20 protein-coding genes, 4 tRNA genes and 1 pseudogene are annotated in these 26,992 nt (G+C 60.0%); 17 read left to right on the top strand and 8 right to left on the bottom strand.

Annotated elements, in window-relative coordinates; genetic code table 11:
* Positions 1-6: 6 nt before the first annotated feature.
* The 4 genes from aceE to WJM78_RS18550 all read left to right on the top strand — a co-directional run bounded on the left by aceE (position 7) and on the right by WJM78_RS18550 (position 7,347).
* Complete coding sequence (gene aceE / locus WJM78_RS18565; protein ID WP_275929233.1) at positions 7-2,667, top strand: pyruvate dehydrogenase (acetyl-transferring), homodimeric type; 2,661 nt, start codon at positions 7-9, stop codon at positions 2,665-2,667.
* Positions 2,668-2,784: 117 nt separating this feature from the next.
* Positions 2,785-4,671 (top strand): pyruvate dehydrogenase complex dihydrolipoyllysine-residue acetyltransferase, encoded by a 1,887-nt coding sequence (gene aceF, locus WJM78_RS18560; RefSeq protein ID WP_339010918.1) that lies wholly within the window; start codon positions 2,785-2,787, stop codon positions 4,669-4,671.
* A gap of 160 nt (positions 4,672-4,831) precedes the next feature.
* Positions 4,832-6,259 carry a dihydrolipoyl dehydrogenase gene (lpdA, locus tag WJM78_RS18555; protein ID WP_042039012.1) on the top strand — a complete coding sequence of 476 codons (1,428 nt, stop codon included), beginning with the start codon at positions 4,832-4,834 and terminating at the stop codon, positions 6,257-6,259.
* Between the two features lie 125 nt (positions 6,260-6,384).
* Positions 6,385-7,347, top strand: coding sequence for a sensor domain-containing diguanylate cyclase (locus tag WJM78_RS18550; RefSeq protein ID WP_339010916.1), 963 nt, complete (start codon positions 6,385-6,387; stop codon positions 7,345-7,347).
* A gap of 68 nt (positions 7,348-7,415) precedes the next feature.
* On the opposite strand, the gene WJM78_RS18545 is transcribed toward WJM78_RS18550, so the two are convergent.
* The gene (locus WJM78_RS18545; RefSeq protein ID WP_339010914.1) at positions 7,416-7,622 is read right to left on the bottom strand and encodes a hypothetical protein; all 207 of its coding nucleotides are present in this window, start codon (positions 7,620-7,622) and stop codon (positions 7,416-7,418) included.
* A gap of 114 nt (positions 7,623-7,736) precedes the next feature.
* On the opposite strand from WJM78_RS18545, the gene WJM78_RS18540 reads away from it, so the two are divergent.
* The 6 genes and pseudogenes from WJM78_RS18540 (at position 7,737) to mdtD (ending at position 17,447) form a co-directional block, all read left to right on the top strand.
* A complete protein-coding gene (locus WJM78_RS18540) occupies positions 7,737-9,986 on the top strand; it encodes a patatin-like phospholipase family protein (protein WP_108536839.1) in 2,250 nt (749 codons plus the stop codon).
* A gap of 227 nt (positions 9,987-10,213) precedes the next feature.
* Positions 10,214-12,811, top strand: a complete 2,598-nt coding sequence (acnB, locus tag WJM78_RS18535) for a bifunctional aconitate hydratase 2/2-methylisocitrate dehydratase (RefSeq protein WP_339010912.1) — start codon at positions 10,214-10,216, stop codon at positions 12,809-12,811.
* A 147-nt stretch (positions 12,812-12,958) separates the two neighbouring features.
* A pseudogene (locus tag WJM78_RS18530) lies at positions 12,959-13,348 on the top strand (LysE family transporter); the annotation flags it as partial.
* A gap of 117 nt (positions 13,349-13,465) precedes the next feature.
* Positions 13,466-14,860, top strand: coding sequence for a D-arabinono-1,4-lactone oxidase (locus WJM78_RS18525; protein WP_339010911.1), 1,395 nt, complete (start codon positions 13,466-13,468; stop codon positions 14,858-14,860).
* Positions 14,861-14,869: 9 nt separating this feature from the next.
* Complete coding sequence (locus WJM78_RS18520; RefSeq protein ID WP_339010910.1) at positions 14,870-15,997, top strand: GTP-binding protein; 1,128 nt, start codon at positions 14,870-14,872, stop codon at positions 15,995-15,997.
* A gap of 61 nt (positions 15,998-16,058) precedes the next feature.
* Positions 16,059-17,447, top strand: coding sequence for a multidrug transporter subunit MdtD (mdtD, locus tag WJM78_RS18515; RefSeq protein WP_339010909.1), 1,389 nt, complete (start codon positions 16,059-16,061; stop codon positions 17,445-17,447).
* Between the two features lie 21 nt (positions 17,448-17,468).
* On the opposite strand, the gene WJM78_RS18510 is transcribed toward mdtD, so the two are convergent.
* The 3 genes from WJM78_RS18510 to folB all read right to left on the bottom strand — a co-directional run bounded on the left by WJM78_RS18510 (position 17,469) and on the right by folB (position 19,015).
* On the bottom strand, positions 17,469-17,957 hold the full coding sequence (locus WJM78_RS18510) for a YbaK/EbsC family protein (RefSeq protein WP_339010908.1): 489 nt from the start codon (positions 17,955-17,957) through the stop codon (positions 17,469-17,471).
* A gap of 124 nt (positions 17,958-18,081) precedes the next feature.
* Positions 18,082-18,591 (bottom strand): 2-amino-4-hydroxy-6-hydroxymethyldihydropteridine diphosphokinase, encoded by a 510-nt coding sequence (gene folK, locus WJM78_RS18505; RefSeq protein WP_339010907.1) that lies wholly within the window; start codon positions 18,589-18,591, stop codon positions 18,082-18,084.
* A gap of 52 nt (positions 18,592-18,643) precedes the next feature.
* Entirely contained in the window at positions 18,644-19,015 is a 372-nt protein-coding gene (gene folB / locus WJM78_RS18500; protein ID WP_042038994.1) for a dihydroneopterin aldolase, read from the bottom strand.
* A gap of 169 nt (positions 19,016-19,184) precedes the next feature.
* Between folB and plsY the strand changes: the two genes are divergently transcribed.
* From plsY to WJM78_RS18475, 5 genes are all read left to right on the top strand, one after another.
* Positions 19,185-19,847: a glycerol-3-phosphate 1-O-acyltransferase PlsY gene (gene plsY, locus WJM78_RS18495; protein ID WP_146181775.1), complete on the top strand. Its 663-nt coding sequence runs from the start codon at positions 19,185-19,187 to the stop codon at positions 19,845-19,847.
* Between the two features lie 47 nt (positions 19,848-19,894).
* Positions 19,895-19,970: transfer RNA gene (locus WJM78_RS18490), tRNA-Phe, on the top strand.
* A 52-nt stretch (positions 19,971-20,022) separates the two neighbouring features.
* A tRNA-Thr gene (locus tag WJM78_RS18485) sits at positions 20,023-20,098 on the top strand.
* Between the two features lie 10 nt (positions 20,099-20,108).
* Positions 20,109-20,184: transfer RNA gene (locus WJM78_RS18480), tRNA-Phe, on the top strand.
* Between the two features lie 8 nt (positions 20,185-20,192).
* Positions 20,193-20,268: transfer RNA gene (locus tag WJM78_RS18475), tRNA-Asn, on the top strand.
* Between the two features lie 197 nt (positions 20,269-20,465).
* On the opposite strand, the gene WJM78_RS18470 is transcribed toward WJM78_RS18475, so the two are convergent.
* The gene (locus WJM78_RS18470; RefSeq protein WP_339010906.1) at positions 20,466-20,798 is read right to left on the bottom strand and encodes a hypothetical protein; all 333 of its coding nucleotides are present in this window, start codon (positions 20,796-20,798) and stop codon (positions 20,466-20,468) included.
* A 569-nt stretch (positions 20,799-21,367) separates the two neighbouring features.
* Between WJM78_RS18470 and WJM78_RS18465 the strand changes: the two genes are divergently transcribed.
* Positions 21,368-22,540: a CD0519/CD1768 family membrane protein gene (locus WJM78_RS18465; RefSeq protein ID WP_339010905.1), complete on the top strand. Its 1,173-nt coding sequence runs from the start codon at positions 21,368-21,370 to the stop codon at positions 22,538-22,540.
* Positions 22,541-22,600: 60 nt separating this feature from the next.
* Here the strand turns inward: WJM78_RS18465 and WJM78_RS18460 are convergent, their stop codons facing one another.
* Entirely contained in the window at positions 22,601-23,614 is a 1,014-nt protein-coding gene (locus WJM78_RS18460; protein WP_339010904.1) for a chemotaxis protein, read from the bottom strand.
* A 207-nt stretch (positions 23,615-23,821) separates the two neighbouring features.
* Here WJM78_RS18460 and WJM78_RS18455 point away from each other — a divergent pair, with 207 nt between their 5' ends.
* A complete protein-coding gene (locus tag WJM78_RS18455) occupies positions 23,822-24,541 on the top strand; it encodes an SDR family NAD(P)-dependent oxidoreductase (protein ID WP_339010903.1) in 720 nt (239 codons plus the stop codon).
* Here WJM78_RS18455 and WJM78_RS18450 read toward each other — a convergent pair.
* Positions 24,528-26,594 (bottom strand): tRNA(Met) cytidine acetyltransferase TmcA, encoded by a 2,067-nt coding sequence (locus WJM78_RS18450; protein WP_339010902.1) that lies wholly within the window; start codon positions 26,592-26,594, stop codon positions 24,528-24,530. The two genes, WJM78_RS18455 and WJM78_RS18450, sit on opposite strands and share 14 nt — an antisense overlap.
* Positions 26,591-26,905: an HlyU family transcriptional regulator gene (locus tag WJM78_RS18445; protein WP_339010901.1), complete on the bottom strand. Its 315-nt coding sequence runs from the start codon at positions 26,903-26,905 to the stop codon at positions 26,591-26,593. Before WJM78_RS18445 ends, WJM78_RS18450 begins: the two co-directional genes overlap by 4 nt.
* Positions 26,906-26,992: the final 87 nt, after the last annotated feature.

Below are 26,992 nucleotides of genomic sequence, written 5' to 3'. Positions count from 1 at the left end.
CCAGCCATGTCTGATATCCTGAAGAACGATGTGGACCCGATAGAAACGCTGGAGTGGCTTGCCTCTCTGGAATCCCTGCTGCGTGAAGAGGGTCCGCAACGCGCTCAGTTCATTCTTGAACAGCTTGCCGAGAAAGCCCGCGTAAGCGGTGTGGATGTAGCTGCCAAGGCGAATCGCGACTACATCAACACCATCCCGTCCAGTGACGAACCGGCTTACCCGGGCGATCTGGAGATGGAACGTCGCATCCGCGCCATCATCCGCTGGAATGCCATGATGATAGTGCTGCGCGCCTCCAAGAAAGACCTGGACCTCGGCGGTCACATGTCTTCCTTCGCTTCCTCCGCGACCATCTACGAAGTCTGCTACAACCATTTCTTCCGCGCTCGCAGCGAGAAGGACGGTGGTGATCTGGTTTACTTCCAGGGTCACATCTCCCCGGGCATCTACGCTCGTGCGTTCGCTGAAGGTCGTCTGACCGCAGATCAGCTGGACAACTTCCGTCAGGAAGTGGACGGCAAGGGTATCCCTTCCTATCCGCACCCGAAGCTGATGCCGGACTTCTGGCAGTTCCCGACCGTCTCTATGGGTCTGGGCCCCATCGCCGCCATCTATCAGGCTCGCTTCCTGAAGTACCTGACCGACCGTGGCATCAAGGATTGCTCCGAGCAGACCGTTTACGCCTTCCTGGGTGACGGCGAGATGGACGAGCCGGAAGCCAAGGGCGCCCTGACTGTTGCCGTGCGTGAAAAGCTCGACAACCTGGTGTTCGTGGTCAACTGCAACCTGCAGCGTCTTGACGGTCCTGTTGTCGGTAACGGCAAGGTCATCAACGAGCTGGAAGGGCTGTTCGCAGGCGCCGGCTGGGATGTCACCAAGGTTATCTGGGGTCGCAAGTGGGATGAGCTGCTGAAGAAAGACACCTCCGGCAAGCTGATCCAGCTGATGAACGAAACCGTGGATGGCGACTATCAGACCATGAAGTCCCGTGATGGCGGCTACGTGCGTGAGCACTTCTTCAACCGTTACCCGGAAACCGCCGCGCTGGTCAAAGACATGACCGACGAGGAGATCTTCGCCCTGAACCGCGGTGGTCACGACCCCCGTAAATTGTTTGCCGCTTTCTCCAAAGCCGCAGCGACCAAGGGCAAGCCGACTGTCATCCTGGCCAAGACCATCAAGGGTTATGGCATGGGCGAAGCGGCCGAAGGCAAAAACATTGCTCACCAGGTCAAGAAGATGGATCTGGGCTCTGTCCGTCACCTGCGCGATCGTTTCAACCTGCCGGTCACCGACGAGCAGCTCGAAGCGCTGCCGTACCTGAAGATCGAAGAGGGTACCGAAGAGCACAAGTACCTGCACGCTCGTCGCGCAGCGCTCAAAGGCTATGTACCGACCCGTCTGCGTGAGACCACCACTCAGCTGGACATCCCGGCGCTGGAGACCTTTGGTCCCCTGCTGGGCGAGCAGGCTCGCGAGATCTCCACCACCATGGCGTTCGTGCGTTCCCTGAATGTGCTGCTGAAAGACAAGTCCATCGGCAAGCGCATCGTCCCTATCCTGGCTGACGAAGCCCGTACCTTCGGTATGGAAGGTCTGTTCCGCCAGATCGGTATCTACAGCCCGCACGGTCAGCAGTACACCCCGCAAGACCGCGACATCGTCTCCTACTACAAGGAAGACAAGCAGGGTCAGGTTCTGCAAGACGGTATCAACGAGCTGGGCGCCATGTCCTCCTGGCTGGCTGCTGCGACCTCTTACAGCACCAACGACTGCCCGATGATCCCGTTCTACATCTACTACTCCATGTTCGGCTTCCAGCGAGTCGGCGACATGGCGTGGGCAGCCGGTGACCAGCAAGCCCGTGGCTTCCTGCTGGGCGCGACCTCGGGTCGTACCACCCTCAACGGCGAAGGTCTGCAGCACGAAGATGGTCACAGCCACATCCTGGCGAACACCATCCCGAACTGCATCTCCTATGACCCGTCCTACGCCTATGAAGTGGCGGTTATCGTACAGGACGGCCTGCGCCGTATGTACGGTGAGAACCCGGAGAACGTGTTCTACTACATCACCACCCTGAACGAGAACTATGCGATGCCGGCCATGCCGGAAGGCGCTGAAGAGGGTATCCGCAAGGGTATCTACAAGCTGGAAACCGTTGCCGGCACCAAGGGCAAGGTACAGCTGCTGGGTTGTGGTTCCATCCTGGGTCATGTGCGCACCGCTGCCCAGATCCTGGCCAGCGAATACGGCGTGGGTTCCGACGTGTTCAGCGTCACCTCCTTCAACGAACTGGCCCGTGACGGTCAGGACGTGGATCGCTGGAACATGCTGCACCCGACCGCCGAGGCTCGCGTACCGTACATCGCTACCGTACTGGGCTCCGACGCTACCATCGCCGCGACCGACTACATGAAGTCCTTCGCTGATCAGGTCCGTGCCTTCGTACCGACCGAGCATTACCGTGTACTGGGTACCGACGGTTATGGCCGTTCCGACAGCCGTGCCAACCTGCGTCGTCACTTCGAAGTGAACGAATTCTACGTGGTGGTTGCTGCCCTGACCGAACTGGCCAAGCGCGGCGAAATCGACAAGCAGGTTGTGGCCGACGCCATCGCCAAGTACGGCATCGATGCCGACAAGGTCAACCCGCTGTACGCGTAAGAGGATCGAGAGCCGTGTCGGGACAAGCTGCCCGGCATGGCCTTGCAAAGGTTAACGCGAGATACGCGTGAGGGCGGTCAGTCAGTCACGCGGATACACGCAAGAGGATAAAGCACTATGTCCAAACAGATTATGGTTCCGGATATCGGCGCCGATGAAGTTGAAGTCACCGAGATCATGGTGGCCGTGGGTGACAAGGTCGAGCTCGACCAGTCCCTGATCGCCGTAGAAGGTGATAAAGCCTCCATGGAAGTCCCGGCACCGGCTGCCGGTATCGTCAAAGAGATCCTGATCAAGGTGGGCGACAAGGTTGCCACCGGTTCCCAGATCATGATCTTCGAAGCGGAAGGCGCAGCTGCGCCGGCGCCTGCTCAAGCCGCCGCTCCGGTTGCTGCTGCCCCGGCTGCCCCTGTTGCTGCTGCAGCCAAAGACGTGCACGTCCCCGACATAGGTGACGATGAAGTCGAAGTGACCGAGATCATGGTTGCCGTGGGCGACATGGTTGAAGCTGACCAGTCCATCATCGCGGTGGAAGGTGACAAGGCTTCTATGGAAGTCCCTGCGCCGTTCGCGGGCCGCGTGATCGAGATCAAGGTTGCCGCTGGCGCCAAGGTCTCTACCGGTTCCCTGGTGATGGTATTTGAAGTGGCTGGCGCCGCGCCTGCCGCCGTTGCCGCGCCGGTTCAGGCTGCCGCTCCCGTGGCTACTGCCCCGGTGGCCGCCGCTGCCAAAGAGGTCAATGTACCTGACATTGGCGGTGACGAAGTCGAAGTGACCGAGATCATGGTTGCCGTGGGTGACAAGGTCGACGCCGACCAGTCCCTGATCGCGGTGGAAGGCGACAAGGCCTCCATGGAAGTGCCTGCACCGTTCGCCGGTATCATCAAAGAGATCAAGGTGAAGGCGGGTGACAAGGTCTCCACCGGTTCCCTGATCATGGTATTCGAAGTAGCTGGTGCAGCTCCGGCCGCCGCCGCTGCCCCGGTTGCTCAGGCTGCCGCCCCGGTCGCTGCTGCCCCTGTTGCCGCGGCTCCGGCTCCGGTTGCCCAGGCTGCTGCCGCTTCCGACTTCGTTGCCAACGACGCCTACGTACATGCCGCCCCGGCCGTACGTCGCCTGGCCCGTGAGTTCGGTATCAACCTAGCCAAGGTGAAAGCCTCCGGTCGCAAGGGTCGCATCGTCAAAGAAGACGTGCAGGCCTATGTGAAGGATGCGGTCAAGCGCGCCGAGTCCGCCCCGGCAGCCGGCACTGGCAACGGCATGAGTGTCCTGCCGTGGCCCAAGGTTGACTTCAGCAAGTTCGGCCCGGTCGAAGAGCTGGAACTGACCCGGATCCAGAAGATCTCCGGTCCTGCCCTGCATCGCAACTGGGCCATGATCCCGCACGTCACCCAGTTCGACGAAGCCGATACCACAGATCTGGAAGCGTTCCGCAAAGAGCAGAACCTGCTGGCCGAGAAGCAGAAGCTGGACGTGAAGATCACCCCGCTGGTGTTCATCCTGAAAGCCGCCGCCAAGGCCCTGGAAGCCCATCCGCGCTTCTGCAGCGCCCTGTCCGAAGACGGCAGCAAGCTGATCATGAAGAAGTACATCCACATCGGTGTGGCAGTCGACACCCCGGGGGGCCTGGTGGTGCCTGTGGTGCGTGACGTCAACAAGAAGGGCATCTACGAGCTGTCTCGCGATCTGGCCGAGATCTCCAAGAAGGCCCGTGCCGGCAAGCTGACCGCTGCCGACATGCAGGGCGGCTGCTTCACCATCTCCAGCCTGGGTGGCATCGGTGGTACCAGCTTTACCCCGATCGTCAACGCGCCGGAAGTGGCCATCCTGGGCGTATCCAAGTCCGAGATGAAGCCGAAGTGGAATGGCAAGGAGTTCGTACCGCGCCTGATGCTGCCGCTGGCCCTGAGCTATGACCACCGTGTCATCGATGGTGCTGATGGAGCCCGCTTCATCACCACCATGAGTGGTGTGCTGTCCGACATTCGTCGACTGGTCCTGTAAGTGAGAGGGCGGGCCCAGAGCCTGCCCTTTTTACTTCTCATTTCATTAACAGGATTGTAAACTTGCCCCGTTTTTTCACGGTTGCAGCCGCCTTGTTTGGCATTGAGTCGGCATAAGACTGCGCCGTCCGGGGATATATAAGAACGACAAAGAGGTCATGATGAGTAAAGAAATCAAAACTCAGGTCGTAGTACTGGGTGCTGGCCCTGCCGGTTATTCTGCTGCTTTCCGTGCTGCCGATCTGGGTCTGGATACCATTATCGTCGAGCGTTACTCCACCCTGGGTGGCGTCTGCCTGAACGTGGGTTGTATCCCGTCCAAGGCGCTGCTGCACGTCGCCAAAGTCATTGAAGAAGCCAAGGCGCTGTCCGAACACGGCATCATCTTCGGTGCCCCGCAGACCGACATCGACAAGGTCCGCCTGTGGAAAGAGAAGGTCATCAACCAGCTGACCGGCGGTCTGGCTGGCATGGCCAAGATGCGTAAGGTGCAGGTTGTTAACGGCTTCGGTAAATTTACCGGCCCGAATACCCTGGAAGTGGAAGGTGCCGACGGCAAGACGACCGTGACCTTCGACAACGCCATCATTGCAGCTGGCTCCCGTCCGGTAAAACTGCCTTTCATCCCCCATGATGATCCGCGCGTATGGGATTCAACCGATGCGCTGGAACTGACTTCCGTACCGGGCAAGCTGCTGGTTATCGGTGGTGGCATCATAGGTCTGGAGATGGGTACCGTGTACTCCTCTCTGGGGTCCGAGATCGATGTAGTGGAATTTGCCGACCAGCTGGTACCGGCTGCCGACAAAGACATCGTCAAGATCTACACCAAGCGCGTGGCCAAGAAATTCAACATCATGCTGGAGACCAAGGTCACCGCAGTTGAAGCCCGTGCAGACGGTCTGTATGTCTCCTACGAAGGCAAGCACGCCCCGGCCGAGCCGGTACGTTACGACAACGTGCTGGTTGCCGTAGGCCGTGTGCCGAACGGCAAGCTGATGGATGCCGAGAAGGCCGGCGTTGCCGTGACCGAGCGCGGTTTCATCGAGGTGGACAAGCAGCTGCGTACCAACGTGGCTCACATCCACGCTATCGGTGACATCGTTGGTCAGCCGATGCTGGCCCACAAGGGTGTTCACGAAGGCCACGTTGCCGCCGAAGTGATCGCTGGCAAGAAGCACTACTTCGACCCGAAAGTGATCCCGTCCATCGCCTACACCGAGCCAGAGATGGCCTGGGTTGGTGTGACCGAGAAGGAAGCCAAGCAACAAGGGCTGAACTTCGAAGTGGCCACCTTCCCGTGGGCTGCTTCCGGTCGCGCCATTGCGTCTGATTGCTCCGACGGTATGACCAAGCTGATCTTCGACAAGGCGAGCGGCCGTGTCATCGGTGGTGCCATCGTCGGTACCAACGGCGGTGAACTGCTGGGTGAAATCGGTCTGGCTATCGAAATGGGTGCCGACGCCGAGGATATCGCGCTGACCATCCACGCTCACCCGACTCTGCACGAGTCAGTGGGTCTGGCTGCCGAAGTGTTCGAAGGTTCGATCACCGACCTGCCGAACGCCAAGGCCAAGAAGAAAAAGTAATTTTCTTCTTTCACTTGTGTAAAAAGCCGCTCGTAAGAGCGGCTTTTTGTTTTCTCCGTATCACACAAACTTTTCTAAAGCCGAATATGCTAAAGACAGGTTTTAGCGCTGACGAGAGAAAACTGATGCTAAAGGCTCCTATTCCACCCGATGAGGCATTGCGACTTGACGCCCTGCGTCGGCTCTCTTTGCTTGATACCGAGGCCGAGGAGCGGTTTGACCGGCTGACCCGCATGGCCCGACGGGTGTTTGATGTACCTATCGCTCTGGTGAGCCTGGTAGATGAAGAACGCCAGTGGTTTAAATCCTGTATCGGGTTGGAGGTCAGTGAGACCGCGCGGGATATCTCATTCTGTGGTCACGCGATCATGGGTAATGAAACCTTTATCGTACCGAATGCCTCGCTCGATCCTCGTTTTGCCGACAATCCGCTGGTGGTGGGTGGGCCTGGCATTCGCTTTTATGCCGGACAGCCATTGCGGATCGCCAACGGCTGCAAATTGGGGACGCTCTGCATCATAGACACTGTGCCGCGGGTCTTGAGTGACGAAGATGTGGGTCTGCTCAAGGATCTGGCGGCGATGGTGGTGCAGGAGCTCGAAGCGGTGCAACTGGCCACCATTGATGAGCTGACCGGGATCTCCAATCGGCGCGGGTTTGTGATGCTGGCAGAGAAAAGCCTCTTGCTGGCAAGTCGAGTGCAAATGCCACTGTCGTTGCTCTATCTGGATCTCAATGGCTTCAAGGGGATCAATGATCGGTGGGGACATGCGGAAGGGGATCGCGCCTTGATTGTCTTTGCCAGTTTGCTCAAGCAGGCTTTTCGGGGCGCCGATGTGTTTGCCCGTATGGGAGGAGATGAGTTCGCCGTCCTGCTGCCCAATGTGGTCGAGGCCCAGGCGCAACTGGCCTATGAACGTTTCAACGCCATCTTGACCGAGCATAATCGGCACAGCGGTTGCGGTTATGAGTTAGCCTGCAGCACCGGGATAGTCAGCTATGACGGGCGTGGCTGTGTTTCGCTGACTGCGCTGCTCACCCGCGCGGATGAGCTGATGTATCAGCGCAAGCGGGATGGCAAGCACTGACGGTTACGCAGTACGAGAAACCACCAGAAACAACAGAGAGCGCCGCAGCGCTCTCTGTTGTTTCTGGTTCACGTCAAGGAGCAGGTCCGAGCCGGAAGCTGCCAACCAGCTTGCCGAACTGGCCGCAGAGCGGCAGCAGGCTGCGGCTCGACAAGCCGGTGGGCTATGTCGGTCGTCTTGATGTCATCCACGTTGCGGTTGAGCTCGATCACCACGCTGGACTGCCCCTCGGTGGCGGTGGGCTCACACAGCGGCACCGGATTGTTCAGACCCATTGGCTGCTCGGTGAGTGCGCTATATCGCTGTCGTAGCGGTTGCGGTTCCTTTTTCGCACTTTATAGTAGGCTTCATTGCTCACTTGGCTCGAACTGGATTCAATGGAAAATCATATGCGCATCTTTCATCGGGGATGGACCCACCTGTTTCTGGTTTTGCTGGCTTGCCTGCCGTTCATGGTGGCGGCCCAGTCCGATCGCCCCAAGATTGCTCTGGTACTGAGTGGTGGTGGTGCCAAGGGGGCAGCCCATATCGGTATCCTCAAGGTGCTGGAGGAGAAGCGCATTCCGGTCGACATCATAGTGGGCACCAGCATGGGTGCCTATGTGGCGGGCATGTCCGCCATGGGGCTCAGTGCCGAAGAGGTGGAGCGAACCACGCTCGCCATCGATTGGAGTAAGGGATATCAGGACCGAGTGGGCCGTGAAGAGCTCTCGTTGCGTAAAAAGCAGCAGATAGAGAGGTTTCAGCTGCGTACCGATATCGGTTTTAATGATGGCGCTTTCCAACTACCGAATGGCTTCATTCAGGGGCAGACTATGGCTAGTCTGCTACGACTCGCGACCTTCAACCTGCCGTCATTGCAGAGTTTCGACGATCTGCCCATCCCCTATCGTGCCATGGCGACCGACATGGAGACCGTCACCCCCTTCGTGCTGGATCACGGTAGCTTGGCTAAGGCGATGCAGGCATCCATGTCCATCCCGGGGGCGCTCAAGCCGGTCAAGTGGGAGGGGCGCATTCTGGCCGATGGTGGCATCGTCAACAACATGCCGGTCGATGTTGCCAAGGCGATGGGGGCTGATGTGGTGATCGCGGTGGATATTGGGGCCAGGCTGCGCACTCAGGAATCCCTCAATTCTGGCCTTGCCATGATTGGCCAGCTCACCACCTTCATGACCCGGGTCGGTACCGACAGGCAGAAGGCGCTGCTGGAGGATGGAGATATCTTGCTGACACCTGACATAGACGACATTGGGATCGCTGATTTTGCCCGTATGCCGGATGGGATCAAACGGGGTGAGATGGCTGCCATGAAGGCTGCACCGGAACTGGATCGGCTTGCCCTGAGCAAGGAGCGTTACAAGGAGTATCGCGATCACAAACTGAGCCGGCGGGCCGAGCGTAGTGGCCAGCCCGCCTACTTCATCGACAAGGTGGAGATCATCAACAACTCGCGCCTCTCGGACGAGACTGTGCGCGCCATGTTGAACGTACGTCCCGATCAGATCCAGACCAATGAGAGCTTGGAGGCTGGGATCCGCCGTCTCTATGCGCTGGAGTCATTTGACCGTATCACCTACAAGATAGAGGAACGGGATGGGGAGAACGTGCTGGTGGTGGATGCCAACGAGAAGAGCTGGGGTCCGGGTTTCCTCAACTTCCAGTTTGGCTTCTCTGACGATTTCGAGAGTAATTCCAACTACAACGTCGGCATGTCCTATACCCTGACCAATGTCAACAAGTGGGGGGCCGAGTGGTTAACAGAGGCCGCGCTTGGTACCTCAAAGCACGTTAAAACAGTCTTCTACACCCCGCTGGAACCATCCCAGACCTTCTACGGTGAGGCGAGCCTGGCTTATAACAAAACCCCGCGGCGCATCTTCAATATTGGGTTGGATGCATCGACTAATCCCGACATCAGCTACTCATTCTTCAGCTCCGAGCTGGCCGTGGGTTGGAACAGTCAGCCCTGGAGCCGTATCTACACGGGACTGGAGGGGCAAATAGGCAGTATCGAGATTAAACAGGCGGGGAATGCCAATGTAGATGCCACCACTTGGGGCCCTTTCATTCACTTTGAGTACGACACCCTGGATAGCCTCTACTTCCCCTACTCGGGAAATAAGTGGGACATGAAGCTGGGTTACTCCCGCGTCAATCTCACTGGGGGAGAACTTGATCAGATGGGCAGGGACAGGGGACTGAACTACAACTTCGCCATGGTCAAGCCTTGGTCGTGGGATCGGCACAGCCTCAACCTGATACTGGAAGGGGGCGGTTCCAATAGTGACGAGATCGTACCGCTCTACGTCCAGGATCTTGGTGGTCCTTTCCGCCTCTCCGGCTTCCAGCGCTATCAGCTGAGCGGTCGCTACAGTCTGCTGGGAGGACTTCGCTATATCTACCGGGTGGCGGATAACGACTTTGGCGCATTCAGGATGCCGCTCTATCTGGGCAGTTCCCTCGAACAGGGCGGGGTATGGAACAAGGGGGCGGAGATCGACTTCGACAGCTCCATTACCGCCGGTTCCGTCTATGTGGGGGTGGAGAGCTTCCTCGGCCCCATCTTCCTCGGCTATGGCGTGGCAGAGGGGGGCAACAACATGTTCTATCTGCAATTGGGCACCACATTCGAATAACGGCAAAATGATGCTTTTTTGTTAACTTATTTCTGTCGTGTCTTTTATATGCTGGCAAAACATGAGCAAGTTTAGATGGTTATGTTGTTTTGGTGAATATATGTACAGTGTTTGGATTTTAATTAGTCGTTAAAACTTATATAGTGGGGGGCACCCTAAGGGTGTCCCGCAAGGACGATCGCCGCGAGCGTGGGCGACCCCCAAAAAAGACCAAAGAGGAATTAGTCGTGCTTGAAACATACCGTAAACACGTCGCAGAACGTGCCGCCGAGGGCGTGGTAGCCAAACCTCTGGATGCAGAGCAGGTCGCCGCCCTGGTTGAGCTTCTCAAGAACCCGCCCGCTGGCGAACAAGACTTTCTGAAAGAGCTGTTGTCCTCCCGTATTCCCCCCGGTGTTGATGAAGCGGCCTATGTCAAAGCCGGTTTCCTCACCGCCATCGCCAAGGGCGAAGCCCACTCTCCTATCCTGACTGCCGCGCAAGCTGTTGAGCTGCTGGGCACCATGCAGGGTGGTTACAACATTCAGCCGCTGATCGACCTGCTGGACCACAGCACCCTGGCCCCGCTTGCCGCCAAGGGCCTCTCCCACACCCTGCTGATGTTTGACTCCTTCCACGACGTGGAAGAGAAGGCCAAGGCGGGCAATGCTCACGCCAAGCAGGTGATGCAATCCTGGGCTGATGCGCAGTGGTTCCTCTCCCGCCCAGAGCTTGCCGAGAAGATCACGGTCACCGTGTTCAAGGTGACTGGCGAAACCAACACCGACGACCTATCTCCGGCGCCGGATGCCTGGTCCCGTCCCGACATTCCGCTCCATGCCCTGGCCATGCTGAAAAACGCCCGTCCCGGCATCACTCCGGACAATGACGGCACCGTTGGCCCCATCAAGACCATCGATGCCCTGAAAGAGAAAGGCTTCCCGCTGGCCTATGTGGGTGACGTGGTCGGCACCGGTTCTTCCCGTAAATCCGCCACCAACTCGGTGCTCTGGTTCATGGGCGACGACATTCCGTTTGTGCCGAACAAGCGCGCCGGCGGTGTCTGCCTGGGTGGCAAGATTGCCCCGATCTTCTTCAACACCATGGAAGATGCCGGCGCCCTGCCCATCGAAGTGGATGTCTCTGCGCTTGCGATGGGCGATGTGATCGACATCTACCCGTTTGCCGGCAAGATCTGCAAGCACGGCACCGAGCAGGTGCTGGCCCAGTTTGAACTCAAGACAGAGGTATTGATCGACGAGGTACGTGCCGGTGGCCGTATTCCGCTGATCATCGGCCGCGGCCTGACCGACAAGGCGCGGGAAGTCATGGGTCTGCCGTTTTCCACCGTGTTCCGCCGTCCTGTGCCTGTGGCCGATACCGGCAAGGGTTACACCCTGGCCCAGAAGATGGTCGGCAAGGCGTGCGGCGTGAAGGGTATTCGCCCCGGCACTTACTGCGAGCCTCGCATGACCACGGTCGGCTCTCAGGACACCACGGGCCCCATGACCCGCGATGAGCTCAAAGATCTGGCTTGCCTCGGCTTCTCCGCCGATCTGACCATGCAGTCCTTCTGCCACACAGCGGCCTATCCTAAGCCCATCGACGTGCAGACTCACCACACCCTGCCGGACTTCATCATGAACCGTGGTGGCGTCTCCCTGCGTCCGGGTGATGGCGTCATCCACTCCTGGCTTAACCGCATGTTGCTGCCGGATACCGTGGGTACCGGTGGTGACTCCCATACCCGTTTCCCAATCGGTATCTCCTTCCCGGCGGGTTCCGGTCTGGTGGCCTTCGCCGCCGCCACCGGCGTCATGCCGCTGGACATGCCGGAGTCCGTGCTGGTGCGCTTCAAGGGCGAACTGCAACCGGGCATCACCTTGCGTGATCTGGTTCATGCCATCCCTTACGCTGCCATCCAGAAAGGGCTGCTGACTGTCGAGAAAGCGGGCAAGAAGAACATCTTCTCCGGCCGCATCCTCGAAATCGAAGGTTTGCCGACCCTGAAGGTGGAGCAGGCGTTCGAGCTGGCCGACGCAAGTGCCGAGCGCTCCGCCGCCGGTTGCACCATCAAGCTGGATCAGGCGCCGATCATCGAGTACCTCAAGTCCAACATCGTCATGCTGAAATGGATGTTGTCCGAGGGCTACGGCGACCCGCGCACCATCACCCGTCGCATCAAGGGGATGGAAGAGTGGCTGGCTAATCCTGTGCTGATGGAAGCGGACAAGGATGCCGAGTACGCCGAAATCATCGAGATCGATCTGGCCACCATCAAGGAGCCGATCCTGTGTGCGCCGAACGATCCTGACGATGCCCGTCTGCTCAGCACTGTGGCTGGCGACAAGATCGACGAAGTGTTCATCGGTTCCTGCATGACCAACATCGGCCATTTCCGTGCAGCCGGCAAGCTGCTCGAGAAGTTCCAGGGCGAACTGCCAACCCGCATGTGGATAGCGCCGCCCACCAAGATGGACAAAGATCAGCTGACCGAAGAGGGCTACTACGGCATCTTTGGTCGCGTCGGGGCCCGCATCGAGATCCCGGGCTGCTCCCTCTGTATGGGCAACCAGGCGCGCGTGGCCGAAGGGGCCTCTGTGGTCTCCACCTCCACCCGCAACTTCCCGAACCGTCTGGGCAAGGGGGCCAACGTCTATCTGGCCTCTGCCGAGCTGGCTGCCGTGGCCGCCATCCTCGGCAAGATCCCGACCGTGGCTGAGTACCTGCAGTACGCCAAGACCCTGGATGCCACTGCGGCTGACACCTATCGCTACCTCAACTTCAACGAGATAGCCTTCTACACCAAGAAGGCCGATGCGGTGATCCTGCAGCAAGCGGTATAAGGATTGGCGCCGGTTGGCGCAAACAGTCTGACAAAAAGCCCCGGCTCATGCCGGGGCTTTTGTTTGGCCGACCTTTGCCTCTGGTTCTATCTTGCCTGCCAGGGCTCAGGCATTGAGGGATTGCAGCCAGTTCGCCAGTTTTTCATGGGGGCTGCCTACCTCATCTTCCTCGGCATCAAGATGTTGCGTGCCAGGCCTGTGACCCATGAGGAGATGGTCAGCCAGCCAGCGCTATCCAGCCTGGGGGCACTGCGCACCGGGTTTCTGACCAATGTGCTCAACCCCAAGACCACCATCTTCATCGTCAGCCTGTTTATGCAGGTGGTGCGACCGGACACGGCCCTTGGCGTCCAGCTTGGCTATGGCGCCTTTATCGTGCTGGCCCACGGGGCCTGGTTCAGTGCGGTGGCGCTTTTCTTCTCCACCGCGTCGGTACGGGCCCGTCTCTTGGCGGTGCGCCACTGGATCGATCGGGTGTTTGGCGGCTTGCTGGTGGGGTTTGGCATGCTGCTGGCACTGACCCAGCAATCGCGCTGAGGGAGTGGGTGAGTCATCCCCCTTATCCACTCTCGACTGTAGGGGCTTGTTTTTCATGCCTTGTGGTCCGCTTTTCGGTAGAATTGCCGCTCATTTAGAAGTCAGATGAGGCGCGGTATGACGGTCAAGTTCCAGGCATTTCACAGCATCAAGGCGATCAACAATCGGGAGGTGCTGTTCAACTGGTCCAGGACCAACCCCCTCGGCGCGCTGGATCAGGTGTGGCGTCCGACTCATAGCGACGAGCTGCAAGCGCTGCTGCGCGAACACCCCGGGCGCAAGCTGCGGCTGATCGGCTCAGGCCTCTCCTTCGAACCCATCCACAGCGTCTATGCCGAGGGCAGTCAGGCGCTGCTGGTGGATCTGTACCGCCTGCGCGGCCAGCTGGCGAAAACCGCGGAGACTGTCACTTATCAGGCGGGTACGCCGCTCGATACCATTTACGCCGATCTCATCGCCATGGAGCGGATGCTGCCCGCATCCCCCGGCGTCATTGGCATCCAGACCCTGGGCGGCGCCCTCAGCACCGGCACCCACGGTCAGGGGCTGCACCAGTCTGCCCTCTGCGATGCGGTGGAGGCGATGACGGTGATGCTGGCCAGTGGCGAGATCATCCGGGTCGATCGCACCGATCTGCGCTTCGGCGCCTTCGTGATGGGGATGGGGATGCTCGGTATCCTGCTCGACGTCACCCTGCGTACCGTGCCTAACCGCATCATGCGCTGCACCAAGTTCACCACCGACTATCCCTTCCTGCTGGAACACAACGAGCGGCTCAACCGCGAGCACGGCTTCGTGAAGAGCTGGTGGTTTGCCTGGACCGGCGAGAGCCACATCTGGCTGGTGGATCCTGCCTCCGAGGAGGAGGTGGCCCGCTACCGCGCCGCTGGCAGCGAGCCGCTGCTGCTGGAGGGCGACATCGACGCCCGCATGAATGCCACCATAGATGCCACCCTGCAGAAGATGGCGAAAGACACCAAGGATGAAGCACTGGCAGGGGAGCACTTCGAGACGGTGCGCCGTTTCAAGGATGCCTCCGATCTGGTGGGCAACGTCTACCAGATCCTCTGCAAGGGGATCCCGGCGCCCCAGATCAACTGCGAGGTGGCGGTGCCGCTCAATCGTATGAACGAGGCGCTGGAGACCCTGCAAGCGTGGCAGCAGGCCAATCCCGGCGTGTTGCACTACCCCTTTATCCTGCGCTGCACCGGCCCCTCCGAGGCCTGGCTCAGCGCCGCCCATGGTCAGTCGGTCTGCTGGGTGGGTTTCTTGGTCTATCTGGCGGCGGACGGCACTTTCGTCAACGGTTCCATGGAGCAGATGCGCGAGCTGCAGCAACTGCTGGTGCCGCTCGGCGGCATTCCCCATTTCGGCAAGCATCTGGCGATGGATCTCTACGACTTCCCGGCCCTGTTGCCACGCTGGAACGACTTTGTGGCCTTGAAGCGCGAGCTCGACCCTCACGGCCGCTTCGAAAACCGCTGGCTCAGCGACCTGTTTGCCAACCGGTAAGGACCCGACATGACCGATATGCAAGACACTCGTATCCCTGTGACCCTGCTGACCGGCTTTCTCGGCAGCGGCAAGACCACCTTGCTCAACCACTGGGTCAAGCAGCCTGAGCTCGGCGAGTGCGCCGTGCTGATCAACGAGTTCGGCTCGGTGGGGCTGGATCACCATCTGGTGCAGCAGGTGGACGAGCAGGTGGTGCTGCTCGATTCGGGCTGCATCTGCTGCTCGGTGCAGGGCTCCCTGGTGGAGGCGCTGCAGGGGCTCTTCATGCGCGCCATCCAGCGAAAAATTAAGCCGTTCAAGCGACTTATCATAGAAACAACCGGCCTGGCCGATCCTGCTCCCGTGCTGTTTACCCTGCGCGAAGAGGGCTTTATCGCCCAGCGTTACCGCTTCGATGGCACTGTGACAGTGGTGGATGCCGGTCACATCGAACAGCAGTTGGCGGCTCAATATGAGGCGGTGAAACAGGTGGCACTGGCGGATCTGCTGGTGGTGAGCAAGGGAGATCTGGTGGATGGCGAACAGCTGGCGCGGGTCGAAGCCCAGCTGGCATCCCTCAACCCGGCGGCCCCCATCGAGCGGGTGACTAATGGCGAGTTGTCGCCAGCGGTGCTGGAGAAGCTCGGTGCCTACAACGAGGCGGCAGGGCGCGACGTGCGTCAGCTGCTGGCCTGGCTGCGCACCGAATCCCCGAAGCAGGGGCTGGCCTCGCCCATGCAGCCCAAGATGCAGCCATTCGCCGCCAAGGTGGGCACCGCCGCGCCGACCCATTTCGAGCATGGCAACATCGAGAGCTTCTCCCTGCGCATCGGCGAGCCGCTCAAGCCGTCTCGCCTGCTGGCCGCCATCGATGCGGTGCAGGCCCAATATGGCGATGCCCTGCTGCGGCTCAAGGGGATCTTGCAGCTGGAGGGTGAAAGCCAGCCTGTGGTGATCCACGGCGTACACGGTCAGCTCTATCCGTTGCAGGCATTGGGCGACTGGCCTGAGGGCAAGGCTCAGTCCCGGCTGGTGTTTATCGTGAAAAGTCAGGACAAGGCGGGGATCGAGCGGCTGTTCCTTGATACTCTCAAGGCCCCCGAGCCCAGTCTGGAAGAGCGGCTCAAAGCCATGCTCGGCCAACCGGATGCCTGACCGGCTGATATGACCCGCTTGCGTGCGGGTCTTTTTTTATCTGAAGAGGAGGTGGTTGCTCATGCCCGATAGCACACACATGGTGACCCCTGCCCAACGCAAGTGGCTGCCGTTGCTGACGGCGGTCGGCTTCTTCATGCAGACCCTGGATGGCACCATCCTCAACACGGCCCTACCCAGCATGGCCGAGACCCTGGGCGAGAGCCCGCTGCAGATGCAGTCGGTGATCATCGCCTATATGCTGACGGTGGCACTGCTCATTCCCGCCTCCGGCTGGCTGGCGGACAGGTTCGGCACCCGCTGCATCTATCTGGCCGCCATCCTGCTGTTCACTCTGGGTTCGTTGGCCTGCGCCGCCTCCAACACCCTGCCCATGCTGGTGGCGGCCCGGGTGCTGCAAGGCATAGGTGGTGCCCTGCTGATGCCGGTGGGGCGCCTTGCCGTGCTGAGGGTCTACAGCAAGCACGAGTTGTTGCGGGTGATGTCGTTCGTCACCATCCCCGGGCTGGTGGGGCCCTTGATCGGCCCGGCACTGGGAGGCTGGCTGGTGGAGGTGGCGAGTTGGCATTGGGTGTTTCTCATCAATCTGCCGGTGGGAATCGTCGGCTTTATCGCCAGCTGGCACTTCATGCCCGACCTGCGGCAAGGCACGGCCAAGTTCGATTGGCAGGGGTTCGTGATGTTCAGTGCCGGCATGGTGCTGGTGTCGGTGGGCTTGCAGGGGCTGGGTGAGCACAGCATCTCCACTGGCTGGGCGCTGTTTGCCCTGCTGTTCGGTCTGGCCGCCATGGCAAGTTACTGGCTCTATGCCGCCACTGCCAAGGAGCCACTGTTCAGTCTGGCGCTGTTCAAGACCAGCACCTTCGCCATCGGTGTCTGGGGTAACCTGTTTGCCCGCCTCGGCAGCGGTGCCATGCCCTTCCTCACCCCGCTCTTCCTGCAACTGGGACTGGGTTTCTCGCCGAGCAAGGCGGGTATGACCATGATCCCCACTGTACTTGGGGCCATGCTGACCAAAACGCTGGTGAACAAGCTCATTCCGCGCATCGGTTATCGGCGCATCCTGATCGGCAATACCCTGGCGCTGGGGGCCATGATCGCCAGCTTCTACTTCATCGACAACCAGCTGCCCTATGGGGTACTGCTGGGCTGGTTGATGGTGTTTGGCGCCATCAACTCGCTGCAGTTCTCCGCCATGAACACACTCACGCTGCAAGACTTGAGCACCGAGCATGCCAGCAGTGGCAACGGTCTGTTGTCGGTGGTGATGCAGCTCTCCATGAGCCTGGGGGTGGCCATCGCCGCCAGCCTGTTGGGGCTCTTCTCTGCGGGTTTGTCGGCGTCGAATGGGCAGTGGCTGGGAGGCTTCCACCTCACTTATCTCTGCATCGGCCTCATGTCCATGCTGGCGGCGCTGATCTTCGCCAAGCTGGCGAGGGACAAGGGGTAAGCGGGTTGGTATCGTCAGCCGTCAGGCTGATGGTGCAGGCAGATAGCTGACCTGACAGGGCAGCTGCTCAAGCACCCGGGCAAGGTGGGTAGTCTCCAGCAGAAAGGTCTGCTCCGGGTGACCCGGCGTCCAGGTGAAGGCGTGATGGTCCATCAGTTGAGGGTCTACCAGCAGCGGAATATCGGCGCGGGGTAGAAAAGGGCAGACGGCGCCCGGCAGACAGCCGATCTCGGCCTGCATCTCTTCTGCGGTGCAGATGGAGGGCTTGGCACCGAGCGCGGCTTTGACCGCCTTGTTGTCGAGCCGCCCCTCTTGATGGGTCAGCAGCAGGGCGAAGCGACCATCCCTGAATTTGAGAAACAGCGTCTTGCTGAACACCGCCTGCCAGCCCAAGCAGGCCCTGACTCTTTCGTCGGTGGCGTAATCCAGAATGGGTTCATGCTGGTAGCGCTGATGGGGCAACTCGGCCAGCAGCTGGCAGTTGAAGTCGTGAATGGTGTCGAGCGGCATGGGGATCTCCTGTGGCGAGCCTTATCCTGCCAGCCATGGCGGGCCGGGCCCAATCACACTTTCTTATGGCGGATAAGCCGCCTTGCAAGATGCAACAAGGGCACCCTCGGGTGCCCTTGTTGATTCAGTAAGGCTGCAGCTCGCACGCTTCCCAGTGAAAGGGAATAGGGCAGAGTCGCTGGGAGGCCTTGTCATAATCCTGCCACAGCTCGCTCAGCGTGCGGCCATCGACCGGATGGCGCAGACTCGGGGCCAGTTCGGCCAGTGGCCAGAGCACAAAGGCATTGGTGAGGATCTCGCCGCGGGGCAGGGCAACCGGGGTCTCGCAGACCCGATCACCATAGAGCAGCAGATCCAGATCCAGGGTGCGCGGTGCGAACTTCTTGGCATCCGGCTCGCGGCCGTGGGCGAACTCCATAGCGCGCAGCCGTTGGCACAGGGTTGCCAGCGGTAGATCGGTGTCGGCCCCCACGACCAGGTTGTAGAAGGGGCGGCCATTGAAGCCGACCGCCTCGCTCTCGAATACCCTGGAGACCGCCAGCTCGCCGAACTCGGCATGCAGGGCATCGAGTCCGGCGCGGATGTGGTGCTCCCGCTCTATGTTCGAGCCCAGACTGATATAGATGCGGGTCATGCGGCGCTCCCTGTCATCGGGCTTGCACCCAGACGGATATAGAAGGAGGCCATCAGTTGGCGCTCGTGGCCGGAATACGGTGGCGCAGGATCTCGACCCCGACGCCAGCGGCATTGGGCACGGCGCCCGGTTTGGTCAGGATGACCTTGACCCATTGCACCCGCTCGTCGGCCAGCACCAGCATGGCGACCTGCTCGGCCATGGTTTCGACCAGTTCCACCACCTTGCTGGCGGCGTGATCACAAATCTTGCGAGAGAGGGTGGCGTAATCCAGTGCCAGATTGATATCGTCGGTTGCTGCGGCGGGACGGTTGTCAAACCCCATTTCGAGGTCGAAACAGAGCTTCTGGCGAATGCCTTTCTCCCACTCATAAACACCAATAGTGGTCAAAACCTCGAGTCCGCGAATAAACACCTTGTCCATGACAGTACTTCTTCTTTACTCTTGATGGGCTGTGATAACAGCGCAGGGATGCAGGCCTGGCAACCAGTTTGCCGCGCGGTCGGTTTGAACGACACGCTTTTGGGCAACGCCAAGCCAGAGAATGTGGCCCGCATCATACCCCATTCATATCGTGGTAAAAACGACCAAGATGACGGCCCTGACGATTTTGATGATTATTCTGGCCTATCTGGGCGGCTCGCTGTCCAGTGCTGTGCTGGTTTCCCGTATCACGGGTCTGCCGGATCCTCGCGATCATGGCTCACACAATCCGGGTGCGACCAATGTATTGCGCCTCGGCGGCCGCGTGGCTGCCGTTGTGGTGTTGCTGCTCGACGTGCTCAAGGGCACGGCCCCCGTCTATCTCGCCTGGTATCTGCAAATCAAACCCGTCTACCTCGGCTTGATCGGGGTGGCGGCCTGCCTCGGCCACATGTACCCCATTTTTTTCCACTTCCGGGGAGGAAAGGGGGTCGCGACGGCACTCGGTACCATGATGCCCATTGGTTTCACCATGGGCGGTGCCGTCATCGGCACCTGGCTACTGGTGCTGCTGGTGAGCGGCTACTCCTCGCTGGCCTCCATCATTACCGTGCTGCTGACCCCGCTCTTTACCTACCTGCTCAAACCCGAATACACGCTGCCAGTCTCGTTGCTCTCCTGCCTCATCCTTATCCGCCATCATGAGAACATAGCCCGCCTGCTGAAAGGGGAGGAGCCCAGAGTCTGGGGCCGTCCGGCGCAGTCCGGTCAGGAAGAAGTAGGGGAAATGTATGATGTTGCGCAAAAAAGAGACGAACGAGACAAAAAGTGAAATTTCCCGTTGACCATCCGCCTTAAAATCCGTTTAATAGCGCCCACGCCCAGATAGCTCAGTCGGTAGAGCAGGGGATTGAAAATCCCCGTGTCGGCGGTTCGATTCCGTCTCTGGGCACCAAAATTTGGTGCCATGAAATAAAAAATTGTTCATGCACAAGGGTTTAAAGTGTGCCGGCTTAGCTCAGTAGGTAGAGCAACTGACTTGTAATCAGTAGGTCACCAGTTCGATTCCGGTAGCCGGCACCATTTATAGATTGCCCAGATAGCTCAGTCGGTAGAGCAGGGGATTGAAAATCCCCGTGTCGGCGGTTCGATTCCGTCTCTGGGCACCAAGTACAATTCCTCCTTAGTTCAGTCGGTAGAACGGCGGACTGTTAATCCGTATGTCACTGGTTCAAGTCCAGTAGGAGGAGCCAACACAAAAGCCCAGCAGCAATGCTGGGCTTTTTCTTTGTCTGTCGTTTACGGCCGACCAGATTCACGTGACAGGTTCGTTTGTTACTGGCCGAGTGAGATCATGGCCGGCCGAGATAGTAGCGTCTTTCGAGTATCTCCGTTCGCCAGGGATGGCACTTAATGTCTGCTGTTGTTTCATCAGCGGCCAGCGTTATCGCTATCTTTCCGGCGTGATACCTTGCATTTTCAGCCAGAATGCCTCCTGACAGGGATTGTGGAACAGCTTGCGTAGCGGCGTGATGGGCATGGGGCTGGTGATGACGCTGTAGCTTATCCAGCATTCGGCACACAGCTGTGCAGAGGGGACTTGATCCTGCTCTGTCTGATGACAGATGACGACTCTATTGGCGAACCAATAGGTGGTTTGCTGGTGCTGGATCAGGGTGCCACTCTCGTCATGCTCGCTATAGTGTTCACTCTGCTGGCGTGTGATGGTCGCCGGCCCCGGCTGCCGATGGATGGCCTTGATATAGGTGATGAGCTGATTCATTGCTGTTCTGTTTGTGATGGGGGCGGAGTTCGGCGCTGGCCGGAGGTGTCGCGATCTTAACTTGCGGCATCGAGACCGGCAATCCTGCCGCCAGACCGAGCGGTGGATCACCGTCGATATGCATTTTGGCAAGTTGCTGAAGGCCTTGCTAGTCATGCCCGAGCGCTGTCAGCAGGACGGAGTACCCTGCCACCAAGTCATCGGACTAATGCGTAACGGGTTGAACATAGGCGGCATTCAGATACGAAATCCCAGTAAGGTAGATGAAGTCTCTGGCGGAGGTTATCCACGTTCTTTCGCTGACTTGCCGCGGTTGTTATACTCCTGCCCCGCAATTTTTCCCGAGTGCTGGTTTTATCGTGCCGACCAGGTCTGATGCGGGCTTGCTGGCTATGTTGGCCCGGCAATCGCGTTTTCCTCCCGAGTGCCGTCGTCAACACTACTGACTATTCGTCCGGATGTCAGCGGAACCTTGCTGGATACGCCATTCAAGGAGCCCTTGTCGCGAGTGCGTCATGAGTTCAATAACAAAAACAACGATTCACACAGAGACAGCAATCAGGATTGGTATGGAAAATCAAGCAGTTAAAGATTCGCATACATCGGAAACCTCTCTCCGCCGCTGGCTGGAGCCGGTACTGGTGCTGGCCATTCTGGGCAGCCTGTTCGGCTACCTCGGCAGCCAGATGGGGCTCTCCTCCTTGGTCAATACCCTGTTCAACACCGCCCATCAGCTGCTGCTCAATACTGTGCTCTTCATCATGGGGATTACCGTGTTGTCGGGGGCGCTGAGTCAGCTGCTCAGCGAGTTCGGGGTGATCCGCCTGCTGGAGGTGCTGCTGGCGCCACTGATGAAGCCCATCTTCCGCCTGCCTGGACGCACCGCCCTGGCGGCCTTGATGACCTTCTTTTCCGATAACCCGGCGGTCATCAGCCTCGCCAAAGACAGTCGCTTTCGCAAAGGCTTCACCCCCTGGCAGCTGGTCTCACTCACCAACTTCGGCACCGCCTTCGGCATGGGACTGATAGTGGTGACCTTCATGGCCACCCTGCAACTGCCGAGTGGCGAATCCACTGCCAGTGCAGCCCTGATCGGCCTGCTTGGCTCCCTCATCGGTTCAGTGGTCTCGACCCGATTGATGCAGCACATGATCCGCCCGCTGGTGGGGGAAACCCTGATGGATGACGAGGTAGTGAGCCTGGGTGCCAAGCCTGGTCTGAGCCAGGAGTCGGCCCCCACCTGGCTGCGGGTGCTCAATGCCCTGCTCGATGGCGGCAAGTCCGGGGTGGAACTTGGGATGGCGGTGATCCCCGGGGTGCTTATCATCAGCACTTTCGTGATGCTGCTGACCTTCGGCCCGGGCGAGCAGGGTTACAATGGCGAGGCTTTCCAGGGGGTGGCGTTGCTGCCCGTGCTGGCGGCCAAGGTGGGTTGGTTGTTCGAACTGCTGTTTGGCTTCCAGCAACCGGAGCTGGTCGCCTTCCCGGCGACCTCGCTGGGGGCGGTCGGTGCCGCCATGTCGCTGATGCCTCCCTTTATCGCCAAGGGGTGGATCACCGGCAACGAGGTCGCGGTGTTTACCGCCATGGGCATGTGCTGGAGCGGTTTCCTGAGCACCCACACCGCCATGCTGGATGCCCTCGGCTATCGTCACCTCACCTCCCGCGCCATCGTGGCCCACACCATCGGTGGCCTGTGTGCCGGGGTGGCGGCCCATCAGATCTACCTCTGGCTTGGGTGAAGGGACAGTCAGCAAAAGGGCGCCTCGGCGCCCTTTTGCTTGTCTGACCGGCTAACGGCCTTACAGATTGCCCGATTTGGGGATGGGGATACCGATCAGGAAGTTGTCTATCATGCCGACCATGCGTCCCAGCTCGGGTTTGGTGATGGTATCGTTGGCCCCCAGCTGAAGTGCCTTCTGGCGGTTGTCGTCACTCATCAGCGACGAGAACATGACGATGGGGGTGGTCTTGAAGGCAGGGGTATCCCGCAGGCGTTTGAGCAGGTGCATGCCGTCCATGCGGGGCATCTCGACGTCTGTGATGATGCCGCTGACGAACTCGGCCACCGGGATCTTCTCCTCCTGCGACAGGCGGTCGAACTCCATCAGCATCTCCAGCCCGTCCCCCCCATCCTTGGCGGTCACCACGTTGTAGCCTGCGGTGCGCAGCGTGGTCTCTATCATCTTGCGGATGAAGGCGGAATCATCCACCACCAGCACCGTCTTGGCCTGGCGCAGTGCCATCATGCGATCGTCGATGATGACCTTGCGATCCTGGGTCACATCGTACTTCTCCATGCTCAGCTCGGGGTTGATGTCGGCGATGATCTTCTCGAAGTCGAGGATCATGATGAGGTTGCCATCACGCCTGACCACGGCCACCACGCAATCATTCTCGCCCGCCTCCAGAAACTGGCTGGGGGACTCCACATCCTCCCAGGAGACCCGATGGATCCTGCTGACGCTGTCGATGAGAAAGCCGTTCGCCATCTTGTTGAAGTCGGTGACGATCACCACCTTGTGGCTGGGGTCAGGGTTGGTCTTGATGCCAAGCCAACCCGCGAGATCCACCAACGGGATCAGCCGCTCGCGCAGGGAAAAAACACCCACCATGTGACGTTGGGCGTTGGGGTAGTCTGTGGTTTCCGGTACCCGTATCACCTCGCGCACCTTGGCGACGTTGATGCCGTAATAGGCGATCTTCTCCCTGCCATCTGGCATCTGCTTTTTGAGGTGAAACTCGATGATCTCGAGCTCGTTGGTACCGCTCTCGGTCAGGATGGATTTACGATCTTCCCCGTCTTTGGACATCATGGTCACTCTCGTGCTTCTGGTTACGCTGGCAACACCCGCTGCGGTTTTTCCTCAGTATAGGAATGGATCCGCCCACTCCGGGCGCTCCACACAAGCTGGCCCTCATAACTGCTTGATCCGGCAGACAGGAAGGCGCGTACCAGCTTAACAGGGAAAGAAAGAGGCGATGGAGAAGGGCATCACACTCACCGCAAACAGGAGATGAACATGAACGAGGGCGTCGTGGTGATTGGAGCCGGGGGCGGTATAGGTCAGGCGCTGGTGGCACACTGGCTGGCGACAGGGGGCGGTCCTGTCATGGCGGTCAGCCGGCAGCCGGCCCCCGTCGGGTGTGATGATCCCCGCTTGCATTGGCTGCGTTGCGATTACAGCGATCAGCAGATGGCTGACGTGGTGGCCCGTATCGCCACTCTGGCCCCGAGACCGCACCGGCTGGTGATATGCAATGGTGTCCTGCATCAGGGGGGGATCAAGCCTGAAAAGCGGCTGGAAGCGCTTGATGTCGAGGCCATGACCAGCCTCTACCAGACCAATGCTTTGCTGCCGCTGCGCTGGATCAACCAGCTGCTCCCGCTGCTTGGCGCCTCGCCCTGCACCCTGGCGGTGCTCAGCGCACGAGTCGGCAGTATTGGGGACAATCGGGCGGGGGGCTGGTATGGCTATCGTGCCTCCAAGGCAGCCCTCAACATGCTGCTCAAGTGTGCCGCCATCGAACTCGCCCGGCGTGCCCCGGGCGTCAAGCTGCTAGCGTTTCATCCGGGTTCTGTGGATACCCAGCTCTCGCGCCCGTTTCACGCCAATGTGCCAGATGGCAGCTTGCAGACGCCAGAGCAGGTAGCTCGCCATCTGGTCAGTCTGATGGCGGGGCTGATACCTGACGGCGAGCTCAGCTATCTCGACTGGCAGGGCAAGACTATCGAGTGGTAGGGATAGCCAGCAGGCGAGCCAGCAGGGCGCGTAGCGCCTTGATGATGGCCGGCTTGCCCGCCAGTTGCAGCTGATTGGCCAGATGTCCCCAGTCCGCATATTGCCAGATGGTGGCGATCAGCAACTGGCGTTCGCTGGGGGTCAAGGAGGTCAGTCGTGGCAGATTGTTGGTCAGCCAGTGCTGCAAGCTGGCTTGGCACAGCTCGAACGGCTTGTGGTGATGGGCGAAGCAATCAAGCTCAGCCTGTTCAAACTCATCCAGCTCAGGCATGGCCAGCTCTTGTCCCTTCAGACATTGCCACACCAGTTCGGGATCCAGCCCTTTCAACTCACCTGCCAGCAGGGTCGGCAGCTGGCACACGAAGCGTTGGCGCCACTGGGTCAGCTCGGCCTCCCACTCGGGTTTCAGTGCCTTGAACAGCAGGGCGGCATGGCAGCCGCTGGCGGCATCCCGTTGCAGGCCGATGCGCAGCACCTGCAGCCCGGCCCTGCGCCAGAAGGGCAGCAGATCGGCACTGGCCGAGAAGGCCGAGCCCAGATAGTCGAGCCCTTCCTCCCGGTAATACTCCTCCAGCTGGCCGAGCAGTTGCGAGCCGAGCCCGTGGCGATGCAGCACCGGGTGGATGGCGATACGCATCACCCGGGCGTAGCTGCGCGCCCCTGCCGTTTTGAAACCGGCGTGGGCCAGCAGGGACTGGGGCAGCAGATGGCCGCGCGGACGTCGTCGGCCCGCCCAGATCTGCTCGGCCAGTGTGGGATCTATGTTGCCTTCCCTTGCCACCAGCGCGACCCCGAGCAGGCTCTGATCCTGTTCCAGCAGGTGGATGTCGAGATCCGGGCTCTCCAGCAAAGACCTGAGATCGCTCGGCGTGGTCTGGTAGTGTGCCAGCACCAGCAGGCCGAACAGCTGATTGAGTAACTTTTCGTCTTCTGCCAATGCCTCTTGGTCGATCAGCCGCCAGCCCGCGCTGGTCGGTGACAGGGGCGGATCCACCTCGGCATTGAGGCCCAGCAGGCGGAAGATAAGCGGTTCAAGCGGATCATGGGTGCTCCAGCGGATCGGCTCGCCTAAGTGGATCTCCTGCCAATCCGGCGTCTGGTGGTCTAACACTCGCTTGAAACGCAGGTGAAAACCGCGTCCCGTGCCCTCGTAGCCGTGTTCCGTGGTGGCAAAGACGATACGGCTGTGGCGGGCCAGCAGGGCTTCCAGCAGTGGCGTGGGGATGGCGGCGGCTTCGTCCACCAGCAACAGATCGGGTTGCAGGGCTTCCTCTACCAGCCGGGCCGGTGAGCAGAACTCGAGGCCAATCAGCCGTTCCACCTCTATACCCAGCGACTGTGCCGCGTGGTCAAACAGGGTGGCAGCCGTGGCCTGGGAAGGGGCCGTCACCACTATCTTGAGGTCGGGTTGCTGGCGCAGCAGCTCGGCGGCGGCTAACCCCAGCAGGCTGCTCTTGCCGCGTCCACGATCGGCACTCAGCACCAGCGGGCGGCGACGATGGCCGTGCAATACCCTGTGAATGGCGGGCAGCGCCGCGGCCTGATCATGACTCAGCCGTCGCTGTGCGCCGATCGGCTGCCAGGGCGCGAGGCTGTGGGGCGGAAGCAGGGAGAGCGCAGGATCGTCCGCCAGCAGGTGCACCAGCCGGGCGATGAAGCCGTGACCAGCCCGGTCCGCCTCTTCTGGCTGGGCGACCAGTCGCACCCTGTCCGGATCCGGATACTCGGGCCATTGCGCTCTGGGGGGCGTCAGCAGCAGCAGCAGACCGCCCGCCCGCAGTGTGCCCGCCAGCGCGCCAAAGGCGTCGGGATGAAAACCACTGAAAGCGTTGAAGACCAGGGTGTCGCACTCCTGACCGAGCCGTTGCAGCGCCTTGGCGGCGGGAACGGGCTCATGGCAGGCCGGACCTTCTCCTAGCCAATAGATGATGCCGCCCAGCAACGCTTCGGCACGGGCGATGCAATCGGCCTCGTCCCCTTCCAGCCAGACCAGTCGCCGTTCACCGGCGCGGGCCAGGGCCTGGCGCAGGGCGTTCACCTCGGCAGGGCTCATGAGGCTGAACTGTCGCCCGCTTTGACGCGAGGTTCAAACATGCGATCCCCCATCTGATCGATGAAGGTGTGGGCCTTCTGCACCATGAAACGCTCCGCATCGGCCGGATTGGCGAACAGATCGGAGCGGATGAAGATGTGGGTCTGCAGCATGCCATCCATCTCTTTGGTGATGCGGCCCGCCAACCGGTACTGGCCCCCTTCCGCCATGGGCTCGGGGTAGATGAGATAACCGGCGTATTCGGTGGGAGTCACCTCAACGACAGGGGTGGACTTGCTTGCGAACAGGGCAGTGAACAGTTTCTTGAGCATGATGTTTTCCTCTGTGACGGGACATTGTCACCAAGGGGTTGATGGCTGGCAAGCAGGGGAGCTTATTACTAATGGTTATTTGCACTG

The organism is Aeromonas popoffii (genome assembly GCF_037818705.1).
GTDB classification, from domain to species: domain Bacteria; phylum Pseudomonadota; class Gammaproteobacteria; order Enterobacterales; family Aeromonadaceae; genus Aeromonas; species Aeromonas popoffii.
Note: the sequence above shows the minus strand (reverse complement) of the source record. Positions and strands in the feature narration are given on the sequence as shown.